At 61.9% G+C, this 16,552-nt stretch carries 16 protein-coding genes; 11 read left to right on the forward strand and 5 right to left on the reverse strand.

What is annotated here, in order from left to right; translation table 11 throughout:
• Positions 1-369 precede the first annotated feature (369 nt).
• The 4 genes from tadA to M3O22_04495 all read left to right on the forward strand — a co-directional run bounded on the left by tadA (position 370) and on the right by M3O22_04495 (position 5,069).
• The gene (tadA, locus tag M3O22_04480; protein MDP9196014.1) at positions 370-2,238 is read left to right on the forward strand and encodes a Flp pilus assembly complex ATPase component TadA; all 1,869 of its coding nucleotides are present in this window, start codon (positions 370-372) and stop codon (positions 2,236-2,238) included.
• The gene (locus M3O22_04485) at positions 2,220-3,302 is read left to right on the forward strand and encodes a type II secretion system F family protein (GenBank protein MDP9196015.1); all 1,083 of its coding nucleotides are present in this window, start codon (positions 2,220-2,222) and stop codon (positions 3,300-3,302) included. Before tadA ends, M3O22_04485 begins: the two co-directional genes overlap by 19 nt.
• A gap of 317 nt (positions 3,303-3,619) precedes the next feature.
• Positions 3,620-4,156 (forward strand): prepilin-type N-terminal cleavage/methylation domain-containing protein, encoded by a 537-nt coding sequence (locus M3O22_04490; protein MDP9196016.1) that lies wholly within the window; start codon positions 3,620-3,622, stop codon positions 4,154-4,156.
• Between the two features lie 79 nt (positions 4,157-4,235).
• Positions 4,236-5,069 (forward strand): hypothetical protein, encoded by an 834-nt coding sequence (locus M3O22_04495; protein ID MDP9196017.1) that lies wholly within the window; start codon positions 4,236-4,238, stop codon positions 5,067-5,069.
• A 150-nt stretch (positions 5,070-5,219) separates the two neighbouring features.
• Here M3O22_04495 and proC read toward each other — a convergent pair whose 3' ends face one another.
• Both proC and M3O22_04505 read right to left on the reverse strand, forming a co-directional pair.
• Positions 5,220-6,029, reverse strand: coding sequence for a pyrroline-5-carboxylate reductase (gene proC, locus M3O22_04500; protein MDP9196018.1), 810 nt, complete (start codon positions 6,027-6,029; stop codon positions 5,220-5,222).
• Positions 6,029-6,532: a YbjN domain-containing protein gene (locus tag M3O22_04505; protein ID MDP9196019.1), complete on the reverse strand. Its 504-nt coding sequence runs from the start codon at positions 6,530-6,532 to the stop codon at positions 6,029-6,031. Before M3O22_04505 ends, proC begins: the two co-directional genes overlap by 1 nt.
• A gap of 148 nt (positions 6,533-6,680) precedes the next feature.
• Between M3O22_04505 and M3O22_04510 the strand changes: the two genes are divergently transcribed.
• Genes M3O22_04510 through M3O22_04520 form a run of 3 tightly spaced genes read left to right on the forward strand, consistent with a single transcriptional unit; the run spans position 6,681 to position 9,687 of the window.
• The gene (locus M3O22_04510) at positions 6,681-7,049 is read left to right on the forward strand and encodes an iron-sulfur cluster assembly accessory protein (protein ID MDP9196020.1); all 369 of its coding nucleotides are present in this window, start codon (positions 6,681-6,683) and stop codon (positions 7,047-7,049) included.
• A complete protein-coding gene (queA, locus tag M3O22_04515; GenBank protein ID MDP9196021.1) occupies positions 7,049-8,086 on the forward strand; it encodes a tRNA preQ1(34) S-adenosylmethionine ribosyltransferase-isomerase QueA in 1,038 nt (345 codons plus the stop codon). Before M3O22_04510 ends, queA begins: the two co-directional genes overlap by 1 nt.
• Complete coding sequence (locus M3O22_04520; protein ID MDP9196022.1) at positions 8,083-9,687, forward strand: sensor histidine kinase; 1,605 nt, start codon at positions 8,083-8,085, stop codon at positions 9,685-9,687. The genes queA and M3O22_04520 overlap by 4 nt, the downstream gene beginning before the upstream one ends.
• 37 nt (positions 9,688-9,724) lie before the next feature.
• On the opposite strand, the gene M3O22_04525 is transcribed toward M3O22_04520, so the two are convergent.
• On the reverse strand, positions 9,725-10,609 hold the full coding sequence (locus M3O22_04525) for a hypothetical protein (protein ID MDP9196023.1): 885 nt from the start codon (positions 10,607-10,609) through the stop codon (positions 9,725-9,727).
• A 619-nt stretch (positions 10,610-11,228) separates the two neighbouring features.
• On the opposite strand from M3O22_04525, the gene M3O22_04530 reads away from it, so the two are divergent.
• From M3O22_04530 to M3O22_04545, 4 genes are all read left to right on the forward strand, one after another.
• A complete protein-coding gene (locus M3O22_04530; GenBank protein ID MDP9196024.1) occupies positions 11,229-11,783 on the forward strand; it encodes a F0F1 ATP synthase subunit delta in 555 nt (184 codons plus the stop codon).
• Positions 11,783-13,312: a F0F1 ATP synthase subunit alpha gene (atpA, locus tag M3O22_04535; protein MDP9196025.1), complete on the forward strand. Its 1,530-nt coding sequence runs from the start codon at positions 11,783-11,785 to the stop codon at positions 13,310-13,312. Before M3O22_04530 ends, atpA begins: the two co-directional genes overlap by 1 nt.
• Positions 13,313-13,343: 31 nt before the next feature.
• Positions 13,344-13,541 carry a hypothetical protein gene (locus tag M3O22_04540; GenBank protein ID MDP9196026.1) on the forward strand — a complete coding sequence of 66 codons (198 nt, stop codon included), beginning with the start codon at positions 13,344-13,346 and terminating at the stop codon, positions 13,539-13,541.
• Between the two features lie 114 nt (positions 13,542-13,655).
• A complete protein-coding gene (locus tag M3O22_04545) occupies positions 13,656-14,669 on the forward strand; it encodes a hypothetical protein (GenBank protein MDP9196027.1) in 1,014 nt (337 codons plus the stop codon).
• Positions 14,670-14,678: 9 nt separating this feature from the next.
• Here M3O22_04545 and M3O22_04550 read toward each other — a convergent pair whose 3' ends face one another.
• Together M3O22_04550 and M3O22_04555 are read right to left on the reverse strand one after the other, a co-directional pair.
• Positions 14,679-15,779: a PA0069 family radical SAM protein gene (locus M3O22_04550; GenBank protein ID MDP9196028.1), complete on the reverse strand. Its 1,101-nt coding sequence runs from the start codon at positions 15,777-15,779 to the stop codon at positions 14,679-14,681.
• Between the two features lie 33 nt (positions 15,780-15,812).
• Positions 15,813-16,241 carry a hypothetical protein gene (locus tag M3O22_04555; GenBank protein ID MDP9196029.1) on the reverse strand — a complete coding sequence of 143 codons (429 nt, stop codon included), beginning with the start codon at positions 16,239-16,241 and terminating at the stop codon, positions 15,813-15,815.
• Positions 16,242-16,552: the final 311 nt, after the last annotated feature.

Here is a 16,552-nt window from a genome sequence, read left to right on the forward strand (position 1 = left end):
ATCCTGCAGGAAAAGTAAAATACCGCCAGCAAGGGGCGCCCTCCGGGTCCGGCAGGGCACAGAAGGCCCCCTGTCGTGGCGGGAAAGGGCAGCCGGCCGCCACATGGCCATGCTCCTCATCACCCCCAGGGCAGCCGGACCGCGCCCCACCCTTCAGGGCAGCGTCCCGGTGTTGCCGGTAAAAGACCCCCTGCTTCGGTGCGTCCTCCGCAGACGTCCGGCCCTTCCCGTCCACCTCCGGCAAATCGTCCGGCCAGAAGAGCGGACCATCATGGACTGATGCCGGAAGGGCCTGCAGCCCTCAGGGCTGCAGGTTCTGCAGAACCCTCTTCCCGGGATGATGGACAGCCTGTCCCGGGGCCGGAGGACATGGCGGTCCGTTTTGCTGTACAGGAAGACGAAACCGGGACACCTCGGGAAAGCCGTGACACATCACAGCAGGGTAATACAGGATCAGGTTCCGGGGGTGAGGGGGGTATATCCCTGCCTGTCCGGACAGAGCCTGACCCTCCTGCATCCAGACCGTCCGGCAGTGCGTGGAAAATCCGCCCCGAGATGGAGACGACCCGCATTGTCTTCCGGGGGACCCTTGTGACCTCTCCTGACGGTCCGCTGAAGGTCGCCCCGGAAAGCCGCAACCTGTGCGCCCTGTTTGATGACGGCCAGTGGCTGGTCAGCGCCAGCCACCGCAACTCCCCGCTTGTGACCAGCGTGGCGGCACAGGCCCGGCGCCAGGGCATGAAGATTGACGAGCCGCGCTATGTCACGCCCGATCTCATCCAGCAGGCGTATTTCTATGGCCAGAAAATGGCCTCCCTGGTGGCCTTTGACGAGAACAGGATCCGCCGCCGCATCATGGAACTTCTGAGCCGGGGCAGGGATCACGGAGCCAATGACATCCACATTGAGGCCTCGGGCAACAGGACCAAGGTCGAATTCCGCATGGACGGGGTTCTGCGCCTGGTGGAAACCTGGACGCAGCGCGAAGGGGAGATGTTCCTGTCCGCGGTCTGGTCCCATGCCTCCACGCAGTCGGGTGTTACGGCCAACTGGCTCGAGCCCCAGGCGGCCATGCTGGCGCCGGCGTCCGGCGCGGACAAGATCATCCTGCCCGAGGGGATTTCCGGTGTCCGCTGCCAGTGGATGCCCCTGGTGGACGGGGGGCGCTATCTGGACATGCGTCTGCAGTACGAAAACGTCCATATCATGGGAGCCGGGAACATCGAGGGGGACGTGGATTCCCTGGGGTTCGCTCCTGAGCAGGTGGCCACAATCCGCCACCTGCGGAGCATGCCCGGCGGGATGATTGTTGTCGCGGCCCCCACCAACGCCGGCAAATCCACTTCCCTTCGTGTCATGCTCAACCGCCGTATGTCCGAAACCCGGTATGAGCTGAACTGCATCCAGATCGAGGATCCGCCCGAGGGTGGCGTCGCCGGATCCAGGCAGATCGGTGTTTCCGCCGTGCATGATGACGAACGGCGCCAGGAAATCTTCACGTCCGTCATGCGCTCGGTCCTGCGTCTTGACCCCGACATCGTCATGCTGGGGGAAACGCGCGACCTGGAATCGGCAACATTCCTGTTCCGCCTGGCCATGACCGGCCGCCAGGTGTACACAACCCTGCACGTCTATGCGGCCCTCGCCATCCCCCAGAGGCTGAGGGATCTTGGCATTGAACCCTATCTGTCCTATGATCATAACCTTGTGCGCGGCATGATGTCGCAACGTCTGATCCGCAAACTGTGTCTGCACTGCAGGATACCGCTGTCGCAGGCCTTGGGGGATTCTGTTGCCATGGAACAGCTGGGCCAGCGGGTGCGGGCCGCCACAATCCTGATGAATCTGGAACGCCGGGGCCGGCTTCACGGGGAGACTCTCGTGCCGGAAGATCTGGATTCTGACCTGTCAGAGGTCCATGTGGCCAATTCTGCAGGCTGTGAGCACTGCCAGAACGGACGCCAAGGGCGCACGGTGGTGGCCGAGGTGATCGAAACCGATCCCCGGCTGATGGAGCTGTTGCAGGCCAACCACATGGGGGAGGCACGGACCTACTGGCTTTCGCCGGAGGGGCTGTCCGGAATGTCCATGCACTGGCATGCCATGGACAAGGTCAGGAAAGGCATTGTAGCCCCCGACGACGCCGAGATTGAACTGGGTCCCCTGGCGTCCGAAAAGGAAATCAGGGATGTTGAACGCAAGACAGGAGCCTTGGGCAAATGGCAGACTTCGATCTGAACAATATCCAGCTGGCCTGGGCCCGGCTGACCCTGAAAACCAGCAAGAAGCTCCGCTGGCGCGCCTATCGCAAGCTGGGCGGCATGCTGAAGGCCAACGAGCCCTTGGGCCCGGCGCTGGAGCGCCTGTGGCTGAATGCCAGCAGGGCCGGAAAAAAGCCTTCTGATCCCTTGGCGCTTCTGATCCGGGAATGGCTGAAGCGCTACCGGGCCGGGGCCTCGTTCAGCGAGGCACTGGAAGGTTCCCTGCCGGACCGCGACCTGATGATGATCCGGGCGGGCGAGGAGTCCGGCTCCCTGGCTGCGGCCCTGGAAGGGATCCAGACCATTGACACAGCCGCGGCTGCCATGAAGGAAGCCATATCACGGGCAGTAGCCTATCCCCTGTTTCTGGGCCTTCTGCTGTTTGGTATCCTGTGGATGTTCGGCGTAACAATGATCGAGCCCATGCGCCAGTCAGCGCCGCCCCAGGTGATGGCGCAGATGGCGGGTCTGGGCGCAGTGTCGGATTTTATCCGCTCCTGGGGCCTGCTGGTCATCGGTGTTCTGGTGGCCTTCATTGTCTTTATCGTCATAGCCCTGCCCCACTGGCGGGGGAAGGTGAGGGTCTGGTTTGACCGCATTCCGCCCTGGAGCTGGTACAGGGTCTGGCAGGGGGCGACCTTCATGCTGGGGATGTCCGCACTGCTGAAAGCCCAGGTTCCCCTCAGGCGCGCCATGGAAACCATGGAGTCCCAGGCCAGGGGCGCCTGGCTTCGGGAAAGGATCGGCCTGGCCCGCCTGGAAACCCTGAAAGGCAAAAACCTGGGCGAGGCGCTGCGGGCCACAGGCCTGAATTTCCCCAGCCCCGAATTCGCCCTGGATCTGGAAATCCTGTCGGAACGCGGGGACGTGGGGCAGATTATCGACATCGTCACCAAGGAATGGCTGGAAGACCAGACCGAGGCCCTGAACACCCAGGCCACCATCATCCGCTTCATGGGTATGATTGCCGTGGCCGTGGTTATTGCCTGGGCCATGCTGTCGATCGTCGGGATTACCGCTGCGGTCCAGAAAGGGATGTAGGAAGACAGAAAACCAGGTACTTCTTTTCTGCGGAGACCTCTGCGAAGGTTCGTTATTGTCATTCCGACCGAAATCCCGGCAGGGACAGAGCAGAGGAATTTCGCAGAAATTTCCCGACTGCACATTACGTTGTGATGTTGTGTCCGGGCTGACAGACCGGGCGGATGACAGGGCCACGATAAAACCTGCCCGGGAGTAACAGAAGGGGAAAATCGGGAAAAACGGAGAAAAAACGAAAAATTAACTTCTGGAAAATAAAAAGAGCGTATAAAAATAGACTGTCTGTAATCCTTTGAACTCTTGCACGGGGTATGAACATGAAACGGAGACAACTTTCACAGCGCGGTTTCAGCCTTCTTGAAATGGCTATCGTCATCGGCATTATCGCGCTGATTATCGGGGGCATCTGGCTTGCCTATGCTGCTGTGACCAGCAACAAGCGCGAAGCCGATGCCAACGGGCAGGTACTGACGATTGCACACAACATGCGCAATCTGTATGTCAACCAGAACGGTGGTGATGGCGCCAGCATGGCCAATCTGATTGCCGCAGGCATTTTCCCGGGCAACATGGTCAGTGGAACAACCGTCACCAATCCCTGGAATGGTACAGTGACTATAACGGTTCCCAACGGCGGAACCACCTTTACAATTATCTACAACGGCGTACCGGAAAAATCCTGCATCGAACTGGTGTCTACCAATGCCTTTGAACCGACAGAAGTGGGCATGACGTTGATGCAGGTAGGATCTGCAACGGTAACACTGCCGGCCAGCCCTGTGGCTGCCGACACTGCATGCGCATCAGGCGTGACAGGTAACTCCCTGCGGTGGACTTTTACCCTCCGCGGTTAATTGTTTCCTGGAGGCGGTCCTGTTATCATGACAGGGCCGCCTTTTCTTTTTTGCGGCGTGTCGTTCGGGAGGCACAGTCATGTGGATCGGCGCTTTTTTTGCCATTTTCGGCATGGTGATGTTCGGGGCCTGGTGGTATATTTTCGGTGACGACGCCCGTCGCCAGGACCAGGAAAGCCAGTCCCGGTCCCAGGCCCAGAACATGATAGTGTTCCATCAGGCTGCCGCACGGTGGGCCACAGCGAACTCCCGTGCGATTGACACACCCAGCGCCCAGGGCACCACGGCCATTATCGGGGCAGCAGATCCCGATCCCCGGTCCACGCCCATTGATTTCAACACCCCGCCGCCAGCCACATTCCTGCCCACCTGGTACATTCCCTCCGCCGCCTGGCGTGTTGCCTGGGGCATGGATCCGGATCCTGCCAGAGCCAACACAATCCGTCTGGTGGCGACCTATCTGCTGCCCACCAATGCCGAGGAAATGAACGTTGTGGAGATTGCCCAGGGCCTGGCGCTGGCCACCAGCAGCAACAGCATGGCTGGCATTGTGTCCGGTGGCAGGATTGTCGCCACCATGGCCGGCACAGCCACCACCAGGGAAGTTTTCGTGCCCCGTGACGGTACAGGGACCCAGCTTGTGGAAAATGGTGCCGTAGCCATCGTGGCCGAAGTTGCCTGGACACCTCCGGCCCCTCCGACAGTACCGCCCACTGTCCCTCCGACAGTGCCACCAACGGTGCCACCCACTGTTCCCCCGACAGTGCCACCCACTGTTCCTCCGACAGTACCGCCCACTGTCCCTCCGACAGTGCCGCCACCGCCGCCTTCACCACGCCCGCCGCCGGCATATTGCGAAACGCATCCGGATGATCCTCGCTGCTGGGGCGATGGGGGCGAACCGATTCCTTGAGGGGCCTTTCAAGGTCGTTATTGTCATCCCGAGCGGAAGGCCATGCAATGGCCTGCAGTCGAGGGATCTCCTGTTCAGAGGGGATTCCTCCACTCCGCTTCGCTCCGGTCGGAATGACAAAAAAGAGTTTTCGAAAAGGACTTCCAGGGCTCAGGAAGACAATTCCCCGGCCCTGTGCGCTGCGGCCTCAAGGGCCCGGTCGAACAGGGTCTGCAGGGCTTCTTCCTTCATGAGAACCTGAAGGCCCGCAGCCGTGGTCCCCTGCGGGCTGGTGACCTTTTCACGCAAGGCCTGCGCCGGTTCTCCTGATTGCCGCAGCAATTCCCCGGCGCCGATGATCGTCTGCCGGGCCAGCGCTTCCGCCAGATCCGGGGCAAGGCCAAGCCAGGTTCCGGCCTGTGTCAGCGTTTCGGCCAGCAGAAAAACCCAGGCCGGGCCGCTGCCGGACAGGGCTGTTACCGCATCCATCAGGCTTTCGTCCGTGATCCAGTGCACCGTTCCCACAGCCTCCAGCAGGCGCCTGCACAGATCCCGCTGCGCCTGTGTCACGGCGGCCGAAGCGCAGGCCACAGTCGCAGACAGGCCCACCGTGGCGGCCAGATTGGGCATGGCCCGCACCACGGGCGCCTTTTCTCCCAGCCGTTCCTCCAGCCAGCGCAGGGTTTTACCGGCGGCAACGGACAGGACGGGAATGCCCTTGTCCGCAAACGGGCGGCAGGCGGGCAGGACAGAGTCCAGGATCTGCGGCTTGACGGCCAGAATAACGGCGTCAACGGGTGTATCCAGGGGAAGGGAGGACAGGCCGGGGTACCAGCGGACACGGGGGTCAGCGGCGTATTTCTCCCGGTTCCGGCTGCCGGGCTGGGCCACACAGGCCTGTTTCACCAGGCCGGCCTTCAGCCAGCCGTCCAGCAGGGCGCTGCCCATATTGCCGCAGCCCGCCAGAACCAGCGAAAACATCAGGCCTCACCCACAGTCTCGAACAGGGCGGCGTTCATGGCCTCGGCGGCGGGTTTTCCGCCCCAGATCACGAACTGGAATGCGGGGTAGAAGCGGTCACACTCGGCCATGGCCATGTCCAGTATATCCGCTGCCTGGGGCCCTGTGACGCCGTCCGTACCCCGCAGCATCAGGCCATAGCGGAACGCAGGTGTCAGGCTTTCCGTATCCAGATCGAAATGCCCCGCCCACAGGCGTCCGTTGATGGTGGCCAGAAGGTCGTGCACAGCGACCTTGCGGCCCGGGGGAACGCGCAGGTCATAGTGGCAGGAAAAATGCAGGATCCGGGCCTCCGGATGCCAGACCAGGGCCATGGTCAGGACACACCACTGGCCGTGGACTTCCATGGCCACCTCGGTATCTGCGGTTCTTTCCCAGGACCACTGGCGGTCGGTGAGGATTTCCTCGACGATATCCAGGGGATTCGCGGTGGATACGCCCGTATCCGCGGCCAGACTGGTCATTTTCACAACTCCGGTAAAGAATTCCGCCACACGGTGCCAGAAGCTTTACTTGCGCGCAACATGCGCAAAAAATTCCGTTCCGGCAGCATTCATGCTATGATAATCCCCGATTCTGTCCATGGAGGAAAGTCCCGTGACATCCTGCGCCATGCCTTCTGCCTCTCCTTCATCCTCCGCCCCCGGGGGCAAGGCCATCATGACCATGACCGATGCCGCCGCACAGCGCATCCGGACCCTGATGGAGACAGCGGACCCGGGCACGGTGGGCCTGCGGATCGGCGTGCGTGCCCGGGGCTGTTCCGGTATGACCTACACTATGACTTTTGACAGCCGGGTCCAGCCGGCGGACGAGGTAATCCGGGAGAAGGGCGTGACAGTCATCGTGGACGCTGCGGCTGTCATGTTCCTGGCAGGCTCGCAGATGGATTACACGGATGACGGCCTGCAATCCTCCTTTGTGTTCCGCAATCCCAACGAAAAAGGCCGGTGCGGCTGTGGGGAAAGCTTCCAGGTTTGATGAAGACCGGCGATTTTGATTTTGACCTGCCGCCGGAGCGCATTGCGGCCGCGCCGGCCAGTCCGCGGGACAGCGCCCGCATGCTCTGCCTGCCGGCAGGGCAGCCGCTGCAGGACCGGCACGTGCGGGACCTGCCGGCCCTTCTGTGCCCCGACGACCTGCTGGTGTTCAATGACACGCGGGTCATTCCGGCCCGCCTGTCCGGAAAGCGCGGGGAGGCCAGGGTCGAGGTGACCCTGCACCGGCGGCTGGATGAACGCTGCTGGAAAGCCTTTGCCCGGCCTGCAAAACGGCTGAAAACAGGCGATACGGCAGTCTTTGCCGACGGGTTCAGTGCCGCTGTCACCGACCGGGACGGGGGCGAGGTGACCCTGTCCTTTTCCTGCGCCGGATCTGATCTTGTGAAAGCGCTGGAGCAACACGGCACCATGCCCCTGCCGCCCTATATTCCACGGCCACAGGGGCCGCAGAAAAGCGATACCGCGGACTACCAGACCGTGTTTTCCAGCCGGGAAGGGGCCGTGGCCGCGCCCACGGCGGGCCTCCACTTCACGCCGGAGCTTCTGGAAAAACTGGCGCAAAAAGGCATTCGCACCGCTCCCGTCACCCTGCATGTGGGGGCCGGAACCTTCCTGCCCGTGAAGACAGAGGATGTGCGTGACCACGTCATGCACAGCGAATACGGAGAAGTTCCGGCAGAAACGGCCCGGCGGGTGAACGAAACCCGCGCCCGGGGCGGCCGCATCGTGGCGGTGGGCACCACGTCCCTGCGTATCCTGGAAACAGCCGCGGGGGCCAGTGGCGCTGTTCACCCCTATGCCGGAGAGACGGATATCTTTATCCTGCCAGGATATGGCTTTCGCTGTGTGGACGTCCTGATGACCAATTTTCACCTGCCCCGTTCGACCCTGTTCATGCTGGTTTGCGCCTTTGCGGGAACAGAGCGGATCCGGGAGTTGTACGCCCATGCGATCCGGGAGAATTTCCGGTTTTTCTCGTACGGCGATGCCTGCCTGCTGGAGCGGAGCCAGCCATGATGCGCGCTGCCTTTCCCGTGTCACGGTTGACCCTGAGGATCCTGGCGGTGAACATGATCGCCCTGGTCCTGCTGGCGGGTGGCGTCCTGTATCTGGAGCGCTATCAGGACCAGCTGGTGCGGGCCGAGCGCCAGGCCCTGCTGAACCAGGCGCGCATTGTTGCGGCCGCACTGGCCGAGGGAACGGTGGTCCGCGGTCCGGCGGAAAGAAGCGAGATCGATCTGGACCTGGCCCGGCCCATGATCCGCCGTCTGGTGGAGGAAACAGACGCCCGTACAAGGTTGTTTCTGGAGGACGGAACGCTGGCGGTGGACAGCCGCATAATCGGCGAGGGGATCGAGGTCGAGCCCCTGCCGCCCCCCGAGACCAGGCGCCCCATGAATGCCTTTTACAGGGAACTGGGGGATGTGCTGGATTTCCTGCCCGGAACCCGCCGGTCCTTTCCCCTGTTCCAGGAAAGCCTGCTGCATGATATCCACCGGAACCCGGACCTGCGCCGGGCGCTGGATGGCGAGCCCGGAGCCTCTGTCTGGAAGCTGCGCGAGAACGGCCTGATGGTGACCGTGGCGGTTCCGGTCCAGCGTTACAAGAAGGTCCTGGGTGCGGTCCTTCTGTCCCGCGACGGGCGGTCCATCGCGCGGGCCCTGGGGGCCGTGCGCCAGGATATCCTGAAGGTCTCGCTGGGAGCGCTGGCCCTGACCACCCTTCTGTCCCTGTACCTGGGGCGGGCCATCGTCCGGCCCATCCGGGGGCTGGCCCATGCCGCCGACAGCGTGCGCCACGGCCTCAGCCGCCAGCAGACCATCCCGGACTATACTGCCCGCCGGGACGAGATCGGGGATCTGTCCCGGTCATTGCGCGAGATGACCGGGGCCCTGTGGGACCGCATGGATGCCATCGAACAGTTCGCCGCGGATGTGGCGCATGAACTCAAGAACCCCCTGTGTTCCCTGCGCAGTGCGGTGGAAACCGTAGGCCGGGTCCGGGATCCGGCGCGGCAGGAAAAGCTGCTGGAGATCATCGGCCACGATGTGCGGCGCATGGACCGCCTGATCAGCGATATCTCCAGCGCGTCCCGCCTGGACGCGGAGCTGAGCCGGGCGCAGTTTGCCCCTGTGGATATGGGTGACCTGCTGTCCGCCCTGGTGGATATCCACCAGGGAACGGGGGAGGAAGAAAAGGTCCCGGTGACTCTGGATATCCCGAAACGGCCCCTGAAGGTCACGGGCATGGAATCCCGGCTGATGCAGGTGTTCCGGAATCTGCTGCAGAACGCCGTGTCCTTTTCACCCCCTGGCGGCGGGGTGCGGATCTCGGGCCGTCTGTCCGCCGGTATGGCAGAAATCACTGTCGAGGACGACGGCCCCGGCATTATTCCCGGCAAGGAAGAGGCGATCTTTGAAAGGTTCTACACGGAACGCCCGGCGGGAGAGGAATTCGGTTCCCATTCGGGCCTCGGCCTCAGCATTTCCCGCCAGATCGTCGGGGCCCACGGCGGTACCATCCAGGCCCGCAACCGCACCGGGCCCGATGGTCAGGTGAAAGGGGCTGTGTTTACGGTCAGGATTCCGGACCCGGCCTGCGGGCCTCGGTCGGGATGACAACGATGGACTTTCGCAGAGTTCTCCCGGAATCCGGCTACATGCCCGGTTTTCTCCGTTTTTGCTGTTGCTGTGCCGGTTCTTCAAGGACGCCGCCGGGAACGCGGATCAGGTCCCGCTCATAATTCTGTATCTGGTATTCCACCTCAAGGTCAGGGGCCGGGGGTTTGTAGTTCAGGTCTGACCAGTGGTCGAGAACGGCCTGCAGATCAGCGCGACTGCCCTTGACAACAGCGCTGGCCAGATGCGTTTCAATAAGACGGGCGTTGACCGATATTTCCGCCAGTTGTTCACGCGTGGGAGTTTCGGTGCATTGCTGCCGCAGATCGTCCAGGGCAGCAGTAACATAGCTCCTGAGGGCTGTGCTGAAGCTTCTCAGGATAGATCCACGCCCTCCGGGAGGTGTGCGGTTCAGCGCGTTCGCCGGCTCATCCAGCGCATCCTGGAACTTTTTCGCCCATGAAAGCACAGCCTGGGCCTTTTTCATCAGTCCGGCCACCTGATCCGGACAGTCTTCCTCCGGGCATCCGCCGTTCTGGTAATCTTCCATCAGCCTGTCATGATTTTTTGTTTTTCCGTCCAGGGATTCTTTCAGGGTCTCAACCTGCCCCCGTGCGGTCCGGGCCCTTTCGGCGTAATACTCCGAATAATTCTCCGGATTACGCGGGAAGGTCGAGGTGACAGCATTCACCACCCAGCTCTGGGCCTGCCGAACCAGCTGAAAGGCCGTCTCCCTGATGGACGCACCTTCCCCGCCAAGTGTCTTGAGAAGGTCTGCGCATTTTTCAGGTGACAAAAGTTCTTTTTTTCCGGTGCATGCAGAAACGCTTCCCAGGGCGGCCATCCTGGCCATGACCTGGACAAGCCACCGGCGCGTATACGTTGCGGAAGAAGTGGAACCGGAAAGAGTATATTCGGGCATTTTTTTATTCCTCTGTGTCAAAACGATCCTCTTCTAGACCTTTTGCCATCAGGATACAACCGGCAGTTGCATGTTAGTTGCATATCCGGGGCAAAAAACAGGAAAAGGTTGTGGTTTCAGGTTTCTGTGTGCTGTTTTCTGTGCCGCCTCATTTGACCTTGGGGCGCCCCCCTCTCCCGCAAGGGAACCCGTCTGTCATGCCAGCGAAAGCTGGCATCCAGAAGTGCGTCCGCGCGCCGTGCGGGCCTGCCCCGGACTTGATCCGGGGCACGGCAGACTGGATCCCGGGTCAAGCCCGGGATGACGGGCAAAAGCACGAGGTTCGCCACAACCACCAGGAAATGATAACAAATGATAAGGTTTGCTTACACATTCGAAAAACAGTCCACTGCACTCCACCCGGCAGGGTGCAGTTAAAACCCCCAAAACCCCGGAAAGCCAGACAGGCACAGCATGCCCGGTGGTGGGATTACGGTGCAGTTACCGTGCAGTTATGGTGGGATTACAGTGCAACCGGTGCAGTTATGGAACGGCATCCCGGGACCGGGTTCGGCGCCTGTTGCATTCCCGGCTTTCCCTGTGTTATTGGACCCCCACGAAATACAGGAGGAAAACCGCGGTGGCACTGACAGGATATCACGGGCTCGAGGCCCGCTATGCCATCGCCCTGTTTGACCTGGCGCGGGAGCAGAATGCCCTGGACGCCGTGGAAAAGGATCTGTCCGCCCTTCTTGACCTGATTCGCTCCAGCCCTGACATGCAGGCCCTGACCAGAAGTCCCCTCATATCCCGCAAGGCCCGCGTCCAGGCCGTTGAGGCGGTGGCAAAACATGCCGGGCTTTCTGCCCTTGTCCGCTCGTTCCTGGGCGTTGTGGCCCGCGGCGGGCGTCTGGATGTCCTGCCTGCCATCATCCGGATCTTCCAGGCCATCCGGGCCGACCATGCGGGCGAAAAAACCGTGTCTGTGAAAACAGCGACGCCTCTCACTTCCGGTCAGGAAGCAAGGGTCCGGGAGACCCTGGAAAAATCACTGGGTGGCCGGGTCCGGCTGTCCACATCCGCCGATCCCGGCCTGCTGGGGGGCATGGTCGTGCAGACCGGATCCACGCTCATCGACACCTCGCTGCGCACCCGGTTGCAGCGTCTTGAACATACCATGAAAGGGACTGCCTGATGGACATCCGCGCCGCAGAAATCTCCAGGGTCATCAAGGACCAGATTGCCGGTTTTGTGGCCGGTGCCGAGGTATCGGAAGTGGGCCAGGTCCTCTCCGTCGGTGACGGCGTTGCCCGCGTGTTCGGCCTCGACAATGTACAGGCGGGGGAGATGGTGGAGTTCCCCGGCGGAATCAAGGGCATGGCCCTGAACCTGGAAGCGGACAACGTGGGCGTGGTGATCTTCGGCAACGACCGGGACATCAAGGAAGGCGATACGGTCAAACGCACCGGAAAGATCGTGGACGTACCCGTGGGCCGTGGCCTGCTGGGCCGTGTGGTGGATGGCCTCGGCAATCCCATCGATGGCAAGGGTCCGCTGAAAAACATCGAAATGCGCCGTGCCGAGGTCAAGGCTCCGGGCGTCATTCCGCGTAAATCAGTGCACGAGCCCACGCAGACGGGCCTCAAGGCCATCGACACACTGGTGCCCATCGGCCGTGGCCAGCGGGAGCTGATCATCGGCGACCGCCAGACTGGCAAGACAGCGGTGGCCATCGACACTATTCTCAACCAGAAGGCCGCCCACGCCGGCACGGACGAAAAGCAGAAACTGTACTGCATCTATGTGGCCATCGGGCAGAAGCGCTCGACCGTCGCCCAGATCGTCAAGACCCTGGAAGACGCCGGGGCCATGGACTACACCATCGTGGTAGCCGCCACGGCGTCCGATCCCGCGCCGCTGCAGTTCCTGGCGCCCTATACCGGCTGTGCCATGGGTGAATATTTCCGCGACAACGGCATGCACGCGCTGATCATCTATGACGATCTGTCCAAGCAGGCCGTGGCCTATCGCCAGATGTCCCTGCTGCTGCGCCGTCCGCCGGGCCGCGAGGCCTATCCCGGCGACGTGTTCTATCTCCACTCCCGCCTGCTGGAACGCGCTGCGAAAATGTCCGACGCCAAAGGCGCGGGCTCGCTGACCGCGCTGCCGGTGATCGAGACCCAGGCCGGCGACGTGTCCGCCTATATTCCCACCAACGTGATTTCCATCACCGACGGCCAGATCTTTCTGGAAACCAGCCTGTTCTACAAGGGCATCCGGCCGGCCATCAACGTGGGTATCTCGGTGTCGCGCGTAGGCTCGGCGGCGCAGATCAAGGCCATGAAACAGGTGGCGGGCTCGATCAAGCTCGAGTTGGCCCAGTACCGCGAGATGGCCGCCTTTGCCCAGTTTGCCTCGGACCTCGACGCGGCGACCCAGCGCCTGCTGAACCGCGGCGCGCGCCTGACCGAGCTTCTGAAACAGCCCCAGTTCTCCCCCCTGCCGGTGGAGGAACAGGTGGTGGCCATCTATGCCGGCACGCGCGGATATCTGGACAAGGTGAAGGTCGACGATGTGACCCGCTTCGAGGCCCGCCTGCTGTCCGACATGCGCGGCCGCGGTGCAGCGATCCTGAACGCCATCCGCACGGAAAAACAGCTGTCGAAAGAGACCGAGGAAAAACTGAAATCCTTCCTGGATGAGTTCGTGAAGGCGTGGGGGTGAAATGTGACCTTTGTGGTTTTCAATTCCGGGAGTGATCTGGGCAACCACCGGAGAGACTCTGGAAAAGCTTCTGGCCCGAAACCCGGCTGACGCTTCGGGCGGTCCACCTTCATGGGAATATTATATCAGGGAAAGCCTTGCCCATGGCGGGTCTTCCCTGCCACTCATTCCCTCTGGGTCTGGTGCCCGGAAAACTCCGGAGCTGTCTGTCACAGCCCTTGGCCTGTAGACACGTCCGTCCGGAAGCAATACTCCCGAATAGCCTTTCGGTTTGCCCATAGGCTGATCCCGGAAGCCACAGCCGCTCTGATAAAATCCCGCCGGTTTTATCAGGGAGGGTTTTATGGGACGGTCCGGATCATGGCTTGCAGCGGCGCTTTTCTGGCTTTCCGGGTGCGGGCCTGGTTCAGAAGACCGGCAGGGCGGTGGCGTTCCGGCCTCACGCAAAGAGCCCGGTCTGGAAGGCGAGCTTCCTTCGTACTGGTCTCCGTCCCGGCCGCCGGAAGGGATCCTGGCCGGGGAGTTTACCGCCACTGGCAGCCCGCCGCAGCGCTTTGACCTCTCTACCCTGCCTCAGTGCGCCTCTGGCCCCCTGTCTGCGTGGCGGGAAGATTCCGGCTATGCCAGCTCTTCCTCTGTCGATTGTCCCGCCCATCCGGTGGCCTCCGGAAAGCCTGCCCGTGTGGTCATCGTCCGTGTCCATGGCGATTACACAGGCAACGGGAACTGTCTCCAGCTGGCGCCGGGGACGCCCTTTGTCCTGGTAATCGGGGAGGGACAGGATACGGTCTCGATCATGCGCCGCGGGGCTGTCCAGACATATCCCGTGAGCTTTCTGTCCGCGCCTGAACAGGCCTGCCTGACCCGCTATGTCCCCAATTCTGACCTGCAGCGGTTTCTGGACCGGGTCGGGTATCCGGCCAGAAAACAGGCCCTGGAAAACGGGGATACTTCCTGGGAGACCAGCACCCTGCGCCTGGGGGCGGAGAACGGGAATTTCACCTGGTTCCCGGCGGCTGCGGCCCATGACATTGTCCAGTGGTATGAGCCGGCGCCGGGCTGTGTGCCGGGCGCAGAGCCTCCTGTTCCCGCAGGCCCTGTGACAGACTGGAATCCGGCAGCTGATCTCAATACGGTTCATTCCCGGTGCGCCTGGAACGTGTTCTCGTCCACGGACAGGTATCAGGCTCCCTGTGACGGTCGCTCTACTGTGAACGGACAGCCGCTGCAGGCTCCTGAACTGCAGCAGGTCAACGCGGACCTGGGACCGGACGGGATCAGTTTCAGACCTCTTTCTGAAGAACAGGCTGTCGGTGCCGGGATACGGCTGTGCAAGCTGTGGGGTACAGCTCCCTGACAGTTGTTCTCATGAGAACAGATCTCCCTGGGGGCTGCGGGTGTTGCGGCGGAAGTGATGCGTCGACAGGGACGGAAAGGGGCGGTCCAGGCCGTGCCGCTTCCTGAACATGCGGAACAGGTTGGCGACCTTGTCGGCGTGGGCGCCGGTGCCACGCATGCGGGATCCGAAGTCTGAATTGTTCAGCTTGCCATCCCTCACATCGCGCACATGGCCCAGGACCTTCGCGGCCCGCTGCGGGTAATTGTCCTCCATCCACCGGGTGAAAAGATCCTTCACCCCGTACGGCAGGCGCAGCATGGTGTAGTATGCGCTGTTGGCTCCCGCATCCGCGACGCTTTTCAGGATAGCCGGAATCTCGTGGTCCGTCAGCCCAGGCAGGACCGGGCCGACCATCACGTTGACCGGAATACCCTTGCCGGCCAAAGTCTCGATGGCTTTCAGACGCAGGGCGGGTTGCGAAGCCCGGGGCTCCATCTTCCGGGCCAGTTCCCGGTCCAGGGTGGTGACCGAGATGTTCACGCAGATCCCGTTCCACGCCGCCATGTCCTGGAAGATATCCGCATCCCGCAGGACCAGGGCGTTCTTGGTAATGATGGCGGCCGGGTTGCGAAAATCGCGCAGCACTTCCAGGCACGACCGCGTGATGGACAGCTTTTTCTCCAGCGGCTGATACGCGTCCGTTACGCCGCTCAGGGTAATGACTTTCGGCATCCATGATTTCGAGGCCAGCTCATGCTCCAGCAGCCGGGCCGCGTCTTCCTTGACGAAGATCCGGCTCTCGAAATCCACGCCGGCGGACAGGCCCAGATACTCGTGGGTTGGGCGGGCATAGCAGTAGATGCACCCGTGCTCGCACCCCCGGTAGGGATTGAGGGTCGCCTCCATCCCCACGTCCGGGCTGTCGTTGGTGGAGATGACCGAGCGGCTGGTGTCCCTGTGGATGCGCGTTTCCACCTGGATCCCGTCTTCCAGGTTTTCTTCCTGCGCCAGGATATCCAGGTATTCTCCGTCCACCGACCGGGCTTCTGTTTCATAGCGGCCCGCCGGGTTGAGATTGCTGCCCCGTCCGCGCAGCACGGGACATTTCGATTCATGATCCTGTGTCATGAATCAGACCATACACAAAACCAGGGAAATGTTCTAGTTTTGTTCTTTTTCTTGTCCTCCGGGGACATTCCCCGACCAGAACGGATCCGTATGGCGGCCCTGATAGGCATCGTCGATTTTCCGGATGGTTTCTGTCGCGTACGGATCCACTTTCAGAAGGATGGCGTCGATCTTGGCCTCGACCCGGTCATCGCCTTCCTTGGACTGGGGCGAACCCACGTGCAGCAGCATGGCCAGCCCCGCCACCTGCCAGATCAGCTGCAGGAATTCCGACTGCCAGTTTTCCAGCGTGTCGCGCAGCATCTCTACCGTATATCCGGACAGCTCCGGAGGCAGGCCCAGGGCCTGCTGTTCATCCAGATATGCAAACCATCCGAAGATCCAGTGCCCGGCCAGCGAGATCAGGAAAAACCCAGCGGTGACCCACAGAAATCCATAGTTCCTGAAAATGGAGTCTTTCACGGAATAACCCCTTTACTGTACTGATCCGGATTCACAGATACAGGTCTCTGCCATGGTGCGGCAGGGTCTCTGTGGAATTACCCTGGCGGGAGTACAGGGACGCAGAACCTCTTGAGTGGGAGGGAGACAGCTCCTAGGATCGGGTATGACTGAAAAACTGCTATTTCTTTTTCTGGTTATTTTCTGTGTCCCCGCAGCATTTGCAGCAGAGCCGCCGCCAACGGTCGTTGAGGCCAGTCCGGTGGCCACAGGGACGTTGGAGCGCACCCTGGAATCCGTGGGCACCCTCCTGGCTGATGAGTCCGTGGTGC

This window comes from Pseudomonadota bacterium (genome assembly GCA_030775045.1).
Lineage (GTDB): Bacteria > Pseudomonadota > Alphaproteobacteria > JALYJY01 > JALYJY01 > JALYJY01.